The organism is Syntrophobacterales bacterium (genome assembly GCA_019429105.1).
GTDB lineage: Bacteria > Desulfobacterota > Syntrophia > Syntrophales > UBA5619 > DYTH01.
In genome coordinates, this window is record JAHYJE010000053.1 from 1 (window position 1) to 15,663 (window position 15,663).

20 protein-coding genes and 1 pseudogene are annotated in these 15,663 nt (G+C 52.7%); all 21 read left to right on the forward strand.

Annotated elements, in window-relative coordinates; genetic code table 11:
- Positions 1-65: 65 nt before the first annotated feature.
- The 21 genes and pseudogenes from K0B01_13370 to K0B01_13470 all read left to right on the forward strand — a co-directional run bounded on the left by K0B01_13370 (position 66) and on the right by K0B01_13470 (position 15,490).
- Positions 66-386 carry a hypothetical protein gene (locus K0B01_13370; protein MBW6487130.1) on the forward strand — a complete coding sequence of 107 codons (321 nt, stop codon included), beginning with the start codon at positions 66-68 and terminating at the stop codon, positions 384-386.
- Between the two features lie 111 nt (positions 387-497).
- Entirely contained in the window at positions 498-737 is a 240-nt protein-coding gene (locus tag K0B01_13375) for an AbrB/MazE/SpoVT family DNA-binding domain-containing protein (protein ID MBW6487131.1), read from the forward strand.
- Positions 734-1,141, forward strand: coding sequence for a putative toxin-antitoxin system toxin component, PIN family (locus K0B01_13380; GenBank protein ID MBW6487132.1), 408 nt, complete (start codon positions 734-736; stop codon positions 1,139-1,141). The genes K0B01_13375 and K0B01_13380 overlap by 4 nt, the downstream gene beginning before the upstream one ends.
- A gap of 610 nt (positions 1,142-1,751) precedes the next feature.
- The gene (locus tag K0B01_13385; GenBank protein MBW6487133.1) at positions 1,752-2,135 is read left to right on the forward strand and encodes a type II toxin-antitoxin system RelE/ParE family toxin; all 384 of its coding nucleotides are present in this window, start codon (positions 1,752-1,754) and stop codon (positions 2,133-2,135) included.
- Entirely contained in the window at positions 2,119-2,433 is a 315-nt protein-coding gene (locus K0B01_13390; protein ID MBW6487134.1) for a DNA-binding transcriptional regulator, read from the forward strand. The genes K0B01_13385 and K0B01_13390 overlap by 17 nt, the downstream gene beginning before the upstream one ends.
- A gap of 246 nt (positions 2,434-2,679) precedes the next feature.
- Positions 2,680-2,928, forward strand: coding sequence for a hypothetical protein (locus K0B01_13395; GenBank protein MBW6487135.1), 249 nt, complete (start codon positions 2,680-2,682; stop codon positions 2,926-2,928).
- A complete protein-coding gene (locus K0B01_13400; GenBank protein MBW6487136.1) occupies positions 2,918-3,262 on the forward strand; it encodes a type II toxin-antitoxin system PemK/MazF family toxin in 345 nt (114 codons plus the stop codon). Before K0B01_13395 ends, K0B01_13400 begins: the two co-directional genes overlap by 11 nt.
- A 611-nt stretch (positions 3,263-3,873) precedes the next feature.
- On the forward strand, positions 3,874-5,166 hold the full coding sequence (locus K0B01_13405) for an ATP-binding protein (GenBank protein MBW6487137.1): 1,293 nt from the start codon (positions 3,874-3,876) through the stop codon (positions 5,164-5,166).
- 134 nt (positions 5,167-5,300) lie between these two features.
- Positions 5,301-5,660, forward strand: coding sequence for a type II toxin-antitoxin system RelE/ParE family toxin (locus tag K0B01_13410; GenBank protein MBW6487138.1), 360 nt, complete (start codon positions 5,301-5,303; stop codon positions 5,658-5,660).
- On the forward strand, positions 5,657-5,980 hold the full coding sequence (locus K0B01_13415) for a hypothetical protein (GenBank protein ID MBW6487139.1): 324 nt from the start codon (positions 5,657-5,659) through the stop codon (positions 5,978-5,980). The genes K0B01_13410 and K0B01_13415 overlap by 4 nt, the downstream gene beginning before the upstream one ends.
- Before the next feature lie 52 nt (positions 5,981-6,032).
- A complete protein-coding gene (locus tag K0B01_13420; protein ID MBW6487140.1) occupies positions 6,033-6,569 on the forward strand; it encodes a hypothetical protein in 537 nt (178 codons plus the stop codon).
- Between the two features lie 42 nt (positions 6,570-6,611).
- The gene (locus K0B01_13425; GenBank protein ID MBW6487141.1) at positions 6,612-6,863 is read left to right on the forward strand and encodes an AbrB/MazE/SpoVT family DNA-binding domain-containing protein; all 252 of its coding nucleotides are present in this window, start codon (positions 6,612-6,614) and stop codon (positions 6,861-6,863) included.
- Positions 6,860-7,267: a hypothetical protein gene (locus K0B01_13430; GenBank protein MBW6487142.1), complete on the forward strand. Its 408-nt coding sequence runs from the start codon at positions 6,860-6,862 to the stop codon at positions 7,265-7,267. The genes K0B01_13425 and K0B01_13430 overlap by 4 nt, the downstream gene beginning before the upstream one ends.
- Positions 7,268-7,442: 175 nt before the next feature.
- On the forward strand, positions 7,443-8,630 hold the full coding sequence (locus K0B01_13435) for an ATP-binding protein (protein ID MBW6487143.1): 1,188 nt from the start codon (positions 7,443-7,445) through the stop codon (positions 8,628-8,630).
- Between the two features lie 78 nt (positions 8,631-8,708).
- Positions 8,709-10,205, forward strand: a pseudogene (locus K0B01_13440) (polysaccharide biosynthesis protein).
- A gap of 1,033 nt (positions 10,206-11,238) precedes the next feature.
- Entirely contained in the window at positions 11,239-11,508 is a 270-nt protein-coding gene (locus tag K0B01_13445; GenBank protein MBW6487144.1) for a GIY-YIG nuclease family protein, read from the forward strand.
- A 186-nt stretch (positions 11,509-11,694) separates the two neighbouring features.
- Complete coding sequence (locus K0B01_13450) at positions 11,695-11,802, forward strand: endonuclease domain-containing protein (GenBank protein MBW6487145.1); 108 nt, start codon at positions 11,695-11,697, stop codon at positions 11,800-11,802.
- Complete coding sequence (locus K0B01_13455; GenBank protein MBW6487146.1) at positions 11,789-11,995, forward strand: endonuclease domain-containing protein; 207 nt, start codon at positions 11,789-11,791, stop codon at positions 11,993-11,995. Before K0B01_13450 ends, K0B01_13455 begins: the two co-directional genes overlap by 14 nt.
- Before the next feature lie 199 nt (positions 11,996-12,194).
- Positions 12,195-12,791 (forward strand): hypothetical protein, encoded by a 597-nt coding sequence (locus tag K0B01_13460; GenBank protein ID MBW6487147.1) that lies wholly within the window; start codon positions 12,195-12,197, stop codon positions 12,789-12,791.
- Positions 12,792-13,184: 393 nt separating this feature from the next.
- On the forward strand, positions 13,185-14,036 hold the full coding sequence (locus K0B01_13465) for a nucleotidyl transferase AbiEii/AbiGii toxin family protein (GenBank protein ID MBW6487148.1): 852 nt from the start codon (positions 13,185-13,187) through the stop codon (positions 14,034-14,036).
- Between the two features lie 140 nt (positions 14,037-14,176).
- Positions 14,177-15,490: an AAA family ATPase gene (locus tag K0B01_13470; GenBank protein MBW6487149.1), complete on the forward strand. Its 1,314-nt coding sequence runs from the start codon at positions 14,177-14,179 to the stop codon at positions 15,488-15,490.
- Positions 15,491-15,663 lie beyond the last annotated feature (173 nt).

Here is a 15,663-nt window from a genome sequence, read left to right on the forward strand (position 1 = left end):
GATGCATGTTTAATTAGTTTTTCCCCCCCCCCCAGCCCTCCCCCGCCAGGGGGGAGGGAGTTTTATTGGGGGCTCAGTCCCTAATTACTAAGATCGTCGCCGGGCACACCCACCGGCCGGTGTTCGCGGGGCTTTCGCTGACCGAGCGGCGGCTTCTGGAGGGCGGCGCCGGCCCGCCGGGGATCGCCCGGAAGGACGGCTCCGAGGCGACCTACTACAACACCGGCGCCTGCGTGCTTCCGCGCAGCATCACCGGTATCGAGATCACCGCTGACCAGAATGCGGGCGACCCAATCCGCCCGCATTTTGCGCTTGTGAAGTGGGCCGTCCAGCCCGCCTCCGCCCGGGATGCCTCCCTCGTCATCGCCCGCACCCTCCTCGAATAAGGTCCCTATAGGGTCTTGAAAAAAGAAAAGGGTATTGGAACAGTAAACGGCGATGGATTTTTCTTGACTTATGTGTGGTTGAACGATATCCTTACTGTAAGGAGGTAAGGAATGCTTGCAAAGCTTACGACCAAAAACCAGATCACGCTGCCACGGAAGGTAATTCAAGAGTTCAGCGGCATTGAATATTTCGATGCTGATGTCCAGGATGGCCGCATCATCCTGGCGCCCGTCAGGATGCAGCCTGTGGACGCTACTCTAACTGGAATCCGGGAAAAGATGAAGAAGCTCGGAATAACGCCTGCCGATGTGACTGAGGCTGTGCAGTGGGCCAGAAGCAAAGAATCGTGATCCGGACAGTGATAGACACGAATGTTCTGGTTTCCGCACTGCTTTTTTCGGGAGAGATGGGAGATATCGTCTCATACTGGAAGGCCCGCAAATTCTTGCCGGTTTTTTCGCATGATACGTTTGATGAGTTCAGACGAGTTCTCGCCTACCCAAAATTTTCATTGACGCCTCGGGAAATCGACGCCCTTCTTCAAGACGAAGTCCTTCCGTTTTGTGAAGTGGCTGATATCGAAGATGAAATCATCGGCGTATGCCGGGATGGCGCCGATGATAAATTCCTATCCTGTGCCGTGGCTGCAAAGGCCGACTACATCGTCAGCGACGACAAGGATCTGCTCGTTCTGGGCAATTTTCGCAACATCCCCATTATAACCGCAGGGCAATTTTGGGGGTCAGGTCTTTAAATTTAGGTGCGCCAAGCGAAGCTTGGGCAAGGGGGAAGTGAAAGTGAGCTGAAACCTTGCGAAGGAACCCAGGGAGTAAACAACCTCCCCCGGTAAAGCTGGCCGGCAGCCGGAACCGAGTCTTGCGTGGTGCGGGGGTAACCCCGGCTGCGAAGCGTAGACAGGGAGCAGGCAGGCCGCGTGATAGAGCCTCGAAATAAACAAATGTGGAAGCCGACGCCGTCTAAATAGCGGAAGGCAGCATCCGGGAGTTGCAATGGTCAGACTTCAGGATTCCACCGGGGTCGAAGAGCGGGGCATGTGTGCAAGGGGGTTCCCCAGGAACTTGGGAGGTCCCATCTTTTCCACTGACAGAGATGTGGTTGGGGATTTGAAGAAGCCTACGGTTTTCAAACCAAAACCAGCTTGAAAGACGGATTAAAGCGAGAGGTGGATTGGTATAAAACACAAGTGCGATAAAGAAAGTGCTGAGTGCTGAGGACTGGGTGAAGAAAACAAAAAATGCGTTTCAGATTGTTCTGTTACTCCTACAGTGGTTGGTATTCGGAATGTCTTGACTATATGTGTATAGCCGGGGTATATAGAAAATGATTTCAAGAGAGATTTTCTGGTGAATGTTTATCGCTCAAAGGCCTTCACACGCTTGGCTCGACGCGAGGGACTAACAGATCTTGAAGTTTGTCAGGCAGTGGCCGAGATGAATGCCGGGCTGAGCGATGCTAACCTTGGAGCGGGCCTGTTCAAGAAACGGATCGCCATGCCGGGCCAGGGAAAGCGTGGAAGTTGGAGAGCGCTACTTGGGTTTCAGGCAGGCAAGAAAGCGTTTTTCCTTTATTTGTTTCCCAAGAACAGCCGGGACAACATTGAAGACAATGAGATGAAGGCCCTGAAGCGCCTGACAAGATATTATCTCACATTGAAGCCCGACGAAATCAAAACAGCATTGCAATGTGGCGAGTTAAGCGAGGTGAACTGTAATGAAAAAAGGACATGACAGCATTTTGTCCGTCGTTTATGAAACGGCAAAGGATTTGCGTAATGCGGGTATCATGGATGAGATAACAATGCGCGAATTTGATGCGCTTTGTCTGCCGCCCGTGAAGACGTATCAGGCACAGGAAATCAGACAGATACGGTTGCGGTATCACGTCAGTCAGGCGGTCTTCGCTACTTATCTAAACGTCAGCAAAACATCTGTGGCGAGCTGGGAGTCTGGCGGGAAGAAACCCGGCCCTACGGCAGTCAAACTGCTTAATTTGGTCGATCGAAAAGGCATTGAAGCTGTGGCCTGACTCCCCAATTTACGTCGTGTCGTCCATGCGTTGTACCAAAAAGGCTGTCAGATCTGTTCCTTTTCGGTTGATACTCCTGCAGCAGAAATGTTCCCGCAAAGCGTAGAAGTTTTGACTGGAGTTCATCCATGGGGGTCAGGTCTTGATTTTTAGCGTTTTGCCGAGGGCGTATTTAAGCCCCTATTTCTGTTCTTGACATTACACACTTCTGTGTGCTTTATTATGACCCATGGAAGGAGGTGCTTTATGCAGACAGAAATGGCCCGAATTAATGTAACCTTACCGAAGGATGTGATCGAATCCTTGAATCACGTTGCAGGTCCTCGCAGTCGCAGCCGCCTCATTGCGGAATCACTGCGGGAGTATATTCAGAAATTGAAAGCAGCCGAATTGGAAAAGCAGCTTGAAAAAGGGTATCGCGCCGCGGCAGCCGGGAATGCAGCCATGACCGAAGAATTCGAAGCTGTCGATCTGGAGGGATGGGATGATTATTAAACGAGGGGAGATTTATCTGGCCGCCCTTGACCCCGTGATGGGGCGGGAGATCGCCAAAACTCGCCCGGTCGCGGTGGTTTCCAACGATAAGAACAATGAATTTTCCGGGACGGTGACGATTCTTCCCCTGACCTCAAAAAACCCTCAATCGGTCTATCCCTTTGAGGTTTTTATTGCCCAAGGCATTGCCAATTTACCCAAGGACTCCAAAATCAAAGCGGATCAGATTCGCACCCTCGACAAGAAAAGGATCATAAAAAGGATTGGCGCTTTGGATCAGAAGGGTTTGAACGCGATCGACGAAGCCCTGAAAATTCACTTGGCTCTGAATTAATTAGGGCTCTGAAAGCTTGAATTTCTCCCGAAATGTTGTTAATTGTCATTCCCGTGAAAACGGGAATCTGGTCTTTTCGAGAATAAAAGGGGACGGTTCTATTAATTATTCGGGGAGCATGCCTTTCCTCTCAGATTTCCGGTTGATTTTTCCCTTCCAGCCACTACACGTAAATAACGTGTAAAAAGGAGGTTTGCCTTGAAGCAAAATATCACCATCAGTCTTGACAAGGAGCTGATCCGGACAGGCAAGAAACCCCCCAAACCCAAAGCGCCTGACTGGCCATATTCCATAATACTCCGGTTTACATTCCGTAATTTACGTTGATAGATTCCATATTTCTCGCTATGATGTCCTCATGAACTCACCCCTTTTATTCGGCGGAAGCTCCATTCCGACCGCGCCTGTTGCAACACCGGCTCATGCGTCCATCCCCGCTGCATCACGGGCATCGAGATCGCCCCGGGACCAGACGGGCAGCCTGCCTTCACCTTCATCAAGTGGGGCTATGCAGCCCAGGGCGCGGGGATGGACCCCGCCCTATTTATCTATCTCTTAAATCAAGACAGAAAAGGCTTGCATTATCTCTTTAAAAGAGATAGATTTGCATCATGAAACAGATTATCTCCCAGCTTATTGATGATTTCCATGAACGGAAGCTGCCGGAGCTGACAGCCCGGGACAGGGAATTTCCCGAAGCGGTGGGCAAGGCGGATGTCGTCATCGGGATGAGGCGGGCGGGAAAGACCTGGTTTTGCTATCAGAAGATAAAAGAGCTGCTGACCTCGGGGATCGAAAAAGAGAAGATCCTCTACCTGAACTTTGAGGATGATCGGCTGCTGGAATTTAATCTTCAACATTTCCAGGACATCCTGGATGTTTATTTCGGGAAATACCCCGCGCATCGCAGCGCCCGTTGTTATTTTTTCTTCGATGAGATTCATCGGATCGACCAGTGGGAAATGTTCATCAGGCGCCTGCTGGACACTGAAAACATTCAGCTTTTCATCACCGGTTCCTCGTCGAAGCTGCTTGGCTCAGAAATCGCGACCAGTTTGCGGGGGCGCTCGCTGACGACGGAAATATTCCCGTTCAGTTTCAAGGAGTTTCTGAAATATCACGGTATTTTTGCCGAGATGCCGAAAACATTCGGCGCCAATACGGCATCTTTATTGCGCAAGGCGGCAAGAGATTATCTTGAGATCGGCGGTTTCCCGGAAGTTCAGAAACTGGAGCCGAGCCTCCGCATCGAAGTGTTGCAGGGTTATATAGATTCCGTGTTGTTGAAAGACATTGTCGAGCGCCACAAAATTGGCAACATCCTCGTACTGAAGCATCTCGTCCGCCATATCATCCACTCGTCCGGAGGGCAATTCAGCGTCAACAAGTTCTTCAATGCCATGAAAAGCATGGGGGTCAAATGCACGAAGAACAGCCTGTATGAATATCTCGACCATCTGGCGGATGCCTTTTTATTTTACAAGGTTCCCATTCACAGCCGTTCGGAGAAGGCAAGGCAGATCAATCCGGCTAAAATCTACGCCATCGACACCGGCCTTCTGAATGCGATGACCTTTCGTAACTCGAACAATTACGCGCAACTGCTGGAAACGATGGTGTTCATGCACCTGCGCCGCGGGGGGTATGATGTGGAATATTTCATTGCGAAGGACGGGCGGGAAACTGATTTTCTGGCGCGACACAGAATCACCGGCGAGACGGAACTGATGCAGGTCTGCTGGGAAATGGCAGATAAAAAGACCTTTGCCCGGGAACTTCAGGGATTGAAAAGCGCCATGGCGGAGCTGTCAATCCCGGCCGGCACGATCGTAACCTGGGACGACGAAACCGCCATAGAGAATAATATCAACATAATTCCCATCTGGAAGCGGCTTTTTAATTAGGGACAGCAAGTTTGGGGGTCAGGTCTCCGTTTTTAGCGTTTTTGCGGGGGTGAACAGGGGATAGGCGATAGCGCCCCTAACAATTCATATTCAATTCATATTCCTTGACAAGATATTCCCTATAGTGAATAATCATGTGGAAAATTCTTCAGACGAAACAGTTTGGTGAATGGTTTGCAGGTTCTGACAATGTCGATGAAGATGTCCGCGAATCCATTTATGCCCTGATGGAAGTGTTGAAAAGCATCGGGCCGAACCTCGGCCGTCCCTATGTTGATTCGGTAAAGGGAAGCCGGCATGAGAACATGAAGGAGTTGAGGGTGCAAAGCGAGGGCAGGCCTTTCAGAATCTTTTTCGCGTTTGACCCATTCCGGCAGGCCGTTTTGTTGATCGGCGGGAATAAAACGGGGGATAAACGGTTCTATGCGCGTATGCTTCCCATCGCAGACGCATTGTATGATCATTATCTCCAGGATTTGGGAGAGAGGAAATGAAAGCAGAAAAGTATGCCGATTTTTTCGAGGAGGCTGAAAAGAGCATGTCGAAAGATAGCATCCGCCGCGCTGAGCGAGATGCAAATAAAATCATGCTGAATCTAGGTCTGGCGGAGCTGCGAAGACACGTGGGGCATTCCCAATCCGAAATTCCGGGCTACCGACAATCGAGTGTTTCGAAGATCGAAGCAAGAAAAGACATGAAAATATCGACGCTTGTCTCTTATTGCCGTTCTCTCGGGTTGGGGGTTGAGATTAACGCGGTTGAGGTAAACCAAAAAGGGAGAAGCATCAAGAAGATCCTCCTTCGCGTCAAGTAATTTTTGGGGGTCAGGTCTTGTTTTTTAGCGTTTTTGCGGGGGTGAGACAGCAATGAAGGTCATCACGCATGAGTTGAAGGCCGACAGCCGCTACATTGTCTTTTCCGACTGCCATCGGGGGGACGGCTCCGCCGGGGACGAATTTGCACGCAATTCGATGGTTTACAAATTTGCGCTGGAGCACTACCTCCGCCTGGGCTTCACGCTGATCGAGCTGGGCGACGCCGAGGAGCTTTGGGAAAACAGCGACTTCGCGCAGATTTACATCACCCACACGTCGGTTTACGATTTGCTGGCAAAATTTCACAACGCCGACCCCGCCCGGAGGCAGCGGCCCGCCGGGAATCGCCAGGAAGGAAGCCCCCGAGGCAATCTACTACAACACCGGAGCCTGTGTCCTTCCGCGCAGCATCACCGGAATCGAGATCACCGCGGAAACCAATGCGGGCGGCGCAATCCGCCAGCATTTTGCGCTTGTGAAGTGGGGCATCCAGCCCGCCTCCCCCGACAACCCCGCCCTCGTCGTCGCCCGCACCATCCTCGAAAAATAGGGACAGAGCCCTATGTATTCAACAATTGCTTGCAGTAATGGTGTAATTCTGCTATACGGAATTTCATCAAGGAGGTTATTATGCGCGCAAGTCTTACCGTATCCAGCCGAGGGCAAATTACCTTGCCGACTGATATTCGAAAACGTATGGGAATCGTAGCGGGTGGTGTTGTTATCCTCGAAGAGCGGGAGGATGAAGTCGCCCTGCGGCCGGCTGCAGTCCTGGAAATCGAGACCTATAGTGACGCCGATGTTGCCCGTTGGAACGCCGAGGACCATCTGGAGGAAGCGGAGCGTCTGAACATTCTGAAGAAGTTCGAAGGCAAAACGTGAAGTGCCTCTTTCTGGATGCCAATATCCTTTTCACGGCTGCCCACAATTCGTCCGGAAAGGCGGCGCTTGTGCTGGAACTCGGGTCGAAGGGGCATTGGCGTGTGATCACCTCCACCCTGGCCGTCGAGGAGGCGAGCCGCAATCTGACCGCCAAATATCCTTCCGCCGTGCCGCGTCTGGAAATACTCCTTCGCGACATGACCGTTTTACCTTCCGTTTCCGGCGGGGATTGCCCCATTGCCCTTCCCGCCAAAGACCGCCCGATCTTCCTGACCGCCCTCCGCTGCGGAGCGACACACCTGCTGACCGGCGACATGCGGCACTTCGGTCCCTTCATGGATGACGCGTCGCAAACGGCAGGCATCCGGATTACAACGGTCGCAGCATTCCTCGCGTTTAATTAGAAAGTTTTGGGGATCAGGTCTCCGTTTTTAGAAGTTTGGGGGTCAGGTCTTGATATTTAGCGTTTTGCGGGAATTTTCCCTTGACAAACAACGCTAAAACAAAAAATCCCCGCCCCTATGGATCAATATGCAAAATGTACTTGCAATATGTCCATGCTTGAGTTAACCTTCAGTCATGATTGAAAGAACGATTGAGCCCGTATTAAAAGATGCGGCCGGCAAATATCCGGTAGTCACCATCACGGGGCCCCGCCAGAGCGGCAAGACGACGCTCTGTAGGAAAGTGTTTCCGGGTATGGCCTATGTCAATCTGGAAAGGCCGGATACGCGGGAATATGCCGTTTCCGATCCGCGGGGATTTTTGGCAACCTATCCAGCGGGCGCCATTCTAGATGAGATCCAACGGGCGCCCCATCTCCTTTCTTACATCCAGGTTCTCGTGGACGAAAGTGTCCGCTCACGCCCATTTATCCTCACGGGAAGCCAACAGTTTGAGATGTTGAACACCGTGACGCAATCCCTGGCGGGAAGAACCGCGCTGCTGCGGTTGCTGCCGCTGAGCATCGCGGAACTTGCGCCGCATGAACCAACCGCTGCCCTGGATTGGCTGCTGCTGTACGGTTTTTATCCGCGCATCCATGACCAAAAGCTTGACCCGACCCAGGCCCTGGGCGACTATTTTGCGACCTACGTAGAGCGGGACATGCGGCAAATGGCGGCGATCAAGGATCTTGGGCTCTTTGAAAAATTTGTGAAGCTTTGCGCCGGGCGTATCGGCCAGATTCTCAATCTGCAAAGTCTCGGCAACGATGCCGGCGTTTCGCACACCACCGCCCGGGCCTGGATCAGCCTGCTGGAGGCGAGTTATGTGGTGTTCCTCCTCCCTCCCTGGTACCGGAATATCTCCAAGCGCCTGATCAAATCGCCGAAGCTTTACTTTTACGACGTGGGATTGGCATCCTACCTGCTGGGCATGGAGAATGAAAGTCATGTCAGCCGGCATCCCCTGCGGGGGAATCTGTTTGAAAACCTGGTGGTCATCGAAGCCCTGAAATATCGCCTCAACCGGGGGAAGCGCAGCAACATGACCTTTTATCGGGATGGGAAAGGAAACGAGGTGGATCTTGTCCTGGAGAGCGGACCGGATGTTTTCCCCATAGAAATCAAGGCCGGCGCGACAATTGCCGCGGATTATTTCAAGGGATTGAGCAACTTTTCCAAGGTTATCCCGCCCTTGGAAAACAGGGCGAGCAGCAGCGCTCTGGTGTACGGGGGCGTGGAGCAGCAGCAGCGCGGCAGCACCATGATTTATCCCTTCTCCGCCATTGAAAAAATGCTAAATGAATTGGGGGTCAGGTCTTGAAATTTAGCGTTTTTGCCGGGGGTGGTAATTTCCCCCTTGACATGAGCTTGCGGCTTGGTGAGAATACAGCCAGTAAGAATGGGAAAAAAGTCTTGCAAAAAAAACCGGATAAGCCGAAAAGTCCAAGACGAAAATATAGCCTCACGGAAAAAGGACACTCCCTCACGATCACCCATAAAAGAGGTTCTTGTATTGAATAGTCATTCTAATCCCGGAAAATCGCCCCGCCCCCTCTGGTTTCGCATATTCTACGATTTGACCCACACGTCGGGCCTTTCGCGGTTTCTCTTTTTCTGCTTTTGGGACCTCCTCATCGTCACCCTCTCGCTTTACCTTTCCTTCCTCGTTCACTTCGATTTTAATTTTCAGGTTCCATATACGGATCTTCTTCGGGAGGTTCTGCTTTATTTTGTTGTCATCAAGATCGGCTTCCTGGTGATTTTCCGCATTTATAAAATAACCTGGCGGTACGTGGGCGTGGCCGATCTGCTGAACATTGTGCTGGCCGTCGTCGTCGCCGAGATGACGCTGCTGATCCTGAGCCTGCCCAATTCGTTCTTTCACCTGCCCATTACGGGAATCGGCAAGCGGGTCTTCCTTGTGGACGGGTTTTTCACCCTGGCATTCATCTCCGGCCTGCGGATTTCCAAGAAGCTCTATCTGGAGGTGATCCGGGAGAAGGGGGCGGGGCGGAAGGGGAAGCGGACGCTGATCGTCGGCGCGGGCAATACGGGGGAGATGCTCGTGCGGGACATGGCGCGCAACGGGTTTGCGGATTTCTACCCCATCGGGTTTCTGGATGACGACCGGACAAAGGCCGGGACATCCATGCACGGTGTTCGGGTATTGGGCAATTTGGGGAGGATGGGGGAGGCCATCGCGCGGGAGCGGGTGGAGGCCGTTATCATCGCGATCCCGTCGCTGAATCACAGAACCCTGCGTGAACTGTACGATTCGGCGCGGAAGCTCAAGGTCGGCACCGTCAAGGTGGTGCCGAGGATCTACGATTTCGACAGGCCGGATATCAACCTGAAGGGGCTGGAGGACATCAGCATCGAGGATCTCATCGGCCGCCAGATCATCTCCGTCGATTACCGGGGCATCCGGAAATTCCTTGAGGGGAAAGCGGTGCTGATCACGGGGGCGGGGGGGTCGATCGGGATGGAGATCGTCACGCAGGTGTGCGCGTTCGGCCCGCGGCGGCTCGTCCTTTTCGATATCGACGAGACGGAGCTGCACAACCTGGGGCTGCGGCTGACGCGCCTGTTTCCTCATCTTTCCGGAGAGATAGAGTATGTGACGGGCGATGTCCGCGACGAGCTGCGCGTCCGGGAGGTTTTCGCGAAATACCGTCCGGAGATCATCTTTCACGCCGCCGCCTACAAGCATGTGCCGATGATGGAGTACAATCCGCGGGAGGCCGCGAAGGTGAATATCTTCGGGACGTACAACATCGCCCGCGCCACCGTGGAGTCCGGCGCGGAGACGTTCGTGATGATCTCGACCGACAAGGCCATCCGTCCGACCAGCGTCATGGGCGCGACCAAGCGCATGGCCGAGTTCATCTGCCGCTCATTCAACGAATTAAATAGGGACAGCGCCCAATTAAATTGCCCCCCACCCCTGGAAAATAGGGACAGCGCCCAATTTACGGAGTCTTCGTGCCCGGATAATTGGGGACACGATCCCGAATTCCAGGGAATTCGGGTCATGTCCCCAATTATCCCCAACCCGTCTGTCCCCGACACTGCTACCCGGTTCATGTCTGTGCGGTTCGGGAACGTGCTGGGCAGCCGGGGCAGCGTGTTGCCGCTTTTTCTGGAGCAGTTGAAGCACGGCGGGCCGCTCACCGTGACGGACCCGGAGATGAAGCGCTACTTCATGACGATCCCGGAGGCGGTTTCGCTTGTTTTGCAGGCTTCCACGCTGGGAAAGGGCGGAGAGGTCTTCGTGCTGGATATGGGCGAGCCCGTGAAGATCGTGCGCATCGCCGAGGAGCTGATCCGCCTCCACGGCATGGAACCGAACCGGGATATCGACATCGAATTTACCGGCCTGCGCCCCGGGGAAAAACTGTTCGAGGAGATCCTGACGGCGGAAGAAGGCACCGACGCCAGTTGCCACGAGAAGATCTTTGTCGCCCGGGGCAGCCAAAAATACACCCTTCCCGAACTTACCTCCATCCTCGCGGAGTTCTCCGCAGCCATCCAAGACCCCTCCCCCGACAGCGACGAAAAAATGAAACAGCTCCTGAGAAAATACGTCAAGCACTACACGCAGGAGATAAAGCAAAAGTAACTATTCAGCACTTACAAAAGATAGTCATTCCGAGGCAATTGCAAAACTCAGTGTCATGCCCGAAAGCGGAGCTTAATGTACACAATGCTTTTATCGGGCATCCATGATTTCAGATAGTTAAAAACTGGATTATGAACATTAAACTTCGTTTTCCCGCTCAGAAGCGTCGCGGGAATGACAGCGTTGGGAGTTTTGCAATTGGCTCATTCCTGAATGCTTTTATCGGGAAAGCGAAGCTTGATGTTCACAATATAACCTCAAAAACCAGATCCATCCCCGAGTGCCTCTATCGGGGATACGGTTTTTAATTATGGCGAACAAACAATACTATGTGTACATCATGGCAAGTAAACGAGATGGAATGCTTTATGTCGGTGTTACGTCTGATCTAACAGGAAGGGTTTACGCCCACAAAAATGATTTGGTAGATGGTTTTACAAATAAATACCACATCCATAACCTTGTTTATTTCGAGGTTACGGAGGATATAAATAGTGCCATAGCACGGGAAAAACAGCTTAAAAAGTGGAACAGATCATGGAAAATTGCTTTACTTGAAAAGAATAATGGTTCTATGTGATTTTTAGTGGGTCGTTGAAAAGTGATTGACGTACTCTTTAACCTCTTCAAGGCAAAAGCATCTGCATCGATTTCAATCTCCCTCCCCTTCAAGGGGAGGGTCGGGGAGGGGATGGGGTAAGAATGAAAAGAGAAACAAATCGTGTGATTATCGAACGGCATATCCCGCGGGACGTTGCGAAGCAGCATGACCGATGCCGAAATCAGCTTACGGCAACGGTTATGCAGGCGGCAATTGGCGGGCTGCAAATTCCGCCGCCAACACCCCTTTCCCGGATTATGTGCCGGACTTTGATTGTCTGGAAAAACGGTATTGTTGCGTAGATGGCGGGCAACCTCTTGCAGGCGAGCACGATAAAATTCGTGACAAACGCTTGCATGCAACCGGATTTTTTCTATTTGGATTATGGGACAATGGAGTGTTACAAAATATCGACGCGGTAATCGGGGCAATCCTGACCCCATCCCCACCCCGGCCCTCCCCTTGAAGGGGAGGGAGTGTGTCGAGCCCGGGATAATCGCATTACCCACTGCAAATCACATAGAACCAGAATAATCCCGAATGGTTGGATTTATATTGTGATTTGACGATGTAAAACCATATCCCCGATGGAAGCACTCGGGGATGACAAAAGATAGAAGCACTCGGGGATGACAAAAGATGGAAGCACTCGGGGATGACAAAAGATGGAAGCACTCGGGGATGACAAAAGATGGAAGCACTCGGGGATGACAATAAATCCTATTTTTGGAGGAATGATGAAGAGACGATACCTTTTGCCTTTTGTTAGCATTGTGTTGATCTTGTCGGCGTTTCTTGCCATGCCGGTTCGGGCCGATGATTCGGAGGCGAGCCGGGCGACGCTGGCCGGGCTCCAGGGGGTCAGCGTGGTCGTGGAGGAGGTGCAGCCCAACATCCGGAAATATGCAGCCAAATTCGGGCTGAGCGGGGCGCAGATCCGGCGGGATGTGGTGCAGAAGCTTCAGAACGGCGGGATACGGGTGGTCGAGGGAAACGATTGGCTCGCAATCCCCGGACGGCCGGTTTTGTGCGTCAACGTCAATACCCATGAGACGGAAAAATACTGGTATGCCTACGATATCAAAGTTGAATTGCGGCAGTTGGCCGGCCTGGAGGCGAACCCGCGGTTGAAGACTCTGGCGGCTACCTGGTCGCTGAACATCACGGGGCAGGCGAATATCGGGAGCCTGAACCTGATCCGCCAGGATGTGGACGCGCTGGCGGGAAGGTTTGTGCAGGCCTACCGGGCGGTGAATAAATAAGATGAGGGGGATAGTCAGTCAGCTCCTCCTACGGAACGCCAATACCCTATAATCTATTGGTATTTTTGGCAGATAGCCTATTTGCCATTTATTAAAGATTTGTCGTGTAATTCCAAGGTGCTACACATAATCTGGAGGAGCTAACTGACTATCCCATTAAGAGGATAAGCACCGCCTTGGGGGTCAGGTTTAAACCTGTCCTTATTATTCCATTGACATTTTATTAACATATCATTAATGATCAGTTCATGAAATATAACGAGCTGACCGCCGCGATTAAGGCCCCCATCTTCACCCGGAATGACCTTGCGTTGTCGAGACATAAGGTTCTCGACGGCCAACTCAGCCTCTGGGTGAAAAAGGGCCATCTGCTGCGGCTGAAAAAAGGCGTCTATGTCTTCAGCCGGGAGCGTGACCGGCTCAGGGGCGAGGGCATTGCCTCGCTTCTCTATCCTCCCAGCTACCTCAGCCTGGAAAGCGCCCTGGCCTGGTACGGCTTCATCCCTGAGATCGTGTACGCCTATACCAGCGTCACCGCCAGAATCACGCGGACCTTCGAGAACGCCTTCGGCCGTTTCATCTACCGGCACGGCGATTCGCATCCTCCACGACAGCCCTCGTTTCTCGGAGGATCTGGATTTTGATAATTTCGGTTTGACGTTAACCCAGTTCGAAGGGCTCTTGAAGACGGCTTGCCGGGACATGGAGTATAAGGGTTTTCTGATTGAATATCGGGTCGTCGAAAAGGGCGCCTGGCATTGTTATATCCGTTTTCCGAAGATCCTGCAGGAAGCGGGTCTGAGTCCGGACGCGGAGCGGAAGATTCTCATCCGCATCGACAGTGAAGCGAAGGAGAGGCTGTACGATCCCGGGAAAGTTTTCCTGAACAGATTCAGCGTTTACCGCCAGATTCTGGCGGCGCCGCCGGCGATACTCCTGGCCCAGAAGATGCTGGCAATTCTGTATCGGACGCGGGAAAAAGGGAGGGATGTCTTCGATGTTTCTTTTCTGACCGGCTTGGCGGCCCCTGATTTTGAATATATCGAAAAGATGGTCGGATTGGATCGAACGGAATTTCTCCAACGCTTTGAAGAGCGGCTCGGAAAACTGGATCTGAATGCTCTGGCTCAGGATGTGGAACCGTTCCTCTTTTCCCCCGAACAGCGGCAGCGCGTCGCCGGTTTCAGAGATTTCTGGAAACAAACAGGGCCAGAGCCCTATGTGCGGCCGGGCAAGGTCGCGTAATCAAGCGGGTGTAAGTCCCCTCCCGCCCCGGAAGGAAGGCCAACCACCGGGGAGCGAGTCCTTGGGGGTCTGATGTCAACATTAGGGACATGATTAAATAGTCATTGCAGAAAATATACGCATAGTGTATTTAGACCTCCATGAAACGCACCGTTACCGATTTCTTAAACCGCTGGAAAACGTCCGTAAACCGCAAACCCCTTATTCTCCGGGGCGCCCGGCAGGTCGGCAAGACCTATATCCTGAAGGAATTCGGCGGAGCGGCTTTCCCCCGGTATCATTATGTCAATTTTGAAAAGGATGAACGACTCGGGCGGATATTCGAGCAGGATCTGAAACCGGGTCGCATCCTCGAGGAATTGCAGTTTTACCTCGATCGGCCCATCGACCGCCACCTGGATTTGATTATCTTCGATGAGATCCAACGCAGCCCCCGGGCGCTGACCAGCCTGAAATATTTCTCCGAGGAGATGCCGGAGCTGGCCCTGTGCGCTGCCGGTTCGCTTTTGGGCGTGGCGCTGCAACCGGACTCCTTCCCTGTCGGAAAGATTCAGTTTCTGGATATGTATCCCCTTTCGTTCGCTGAATTTCTCGACGGCCTGGGAAAGGAACGGCTGGCCGAATTGATCCGGAAACATGACTTGACCCAGCCCTTCCCGGAGACGGCGCACGAACAACTGTGGGGATTGTGGAAGCATTACCTGGTTGTCGGCGGCCTGCCCGATGCCGTGAACCATTATCGCGAGGGGCAGGAAAATTTGTATGAAGCCGTTCAGACGGTCCGTAAGGCGCAGCAAGATATGCTGGAGACCTATCTGGCCGATATGGCGAAGCATAGCGGGAAGAGCAACGCTTTACACATCGAGAAACTCTGGCGAAACGTGCCCGCGCAATTAGCGCGGACGCAAGACGGATCAGCCGCGAAATTCAAACTCCGCGAAGGGATCCCGGGAATCCGGGGTTACGAGAGATTGTCCGCTCCCCTGGACTGGCTGGAATGCGCTAATCTGCTCATCCGGACGCCTATTATCGATGCCGTCGGCGTTCCCCTTTCCAGCTATGTGAAGGAAAACCGCTTCAAGCTCTACTTCTTTGATGTGGGACTGCTGGGAGCCGCGAGCGGCATTGCCCCGGCCACGTTTCTGAACTATGGCTTCGGCAGCTACCAAGGTTACGTCGCGGAGAATTTCGTGGCTCAGGAACTGCGCACCGCGGGAGACAAGGCCCTTTTCTGCTGGCAGGGGCGCACGGCGGAAGTGGAATTTCTTCTTGAGCGGGAAGGAGAAGTTGTGCCTCTGGAGGTCAAATCCGGATGGGTGACCCAATCGAAGAGCCTGAAGGTCTATACGGAGCGCTATCACCCCCCGCGGGCCTATGTCCTGAGCGCCAACAATATCAGCCGGAGAAATACCGTTCATTATCTCCCCCTCTATGCAGCCAGTCGCATTAAATAGGCAAGTTTTGGGGGTCAGGTCTTTAGAGCCAATTGCAAAATTCCCAATTCTGTCATTCCCGCAATGATTTTAAGCGGGAAAACGAAGTTTAATGTTCATAATCTGGTTCTAACTGCTTGAAAAACCGTATTCCCGATAGAAGCATTGTGTACATTAAGCTCCGCTTTCGGGAA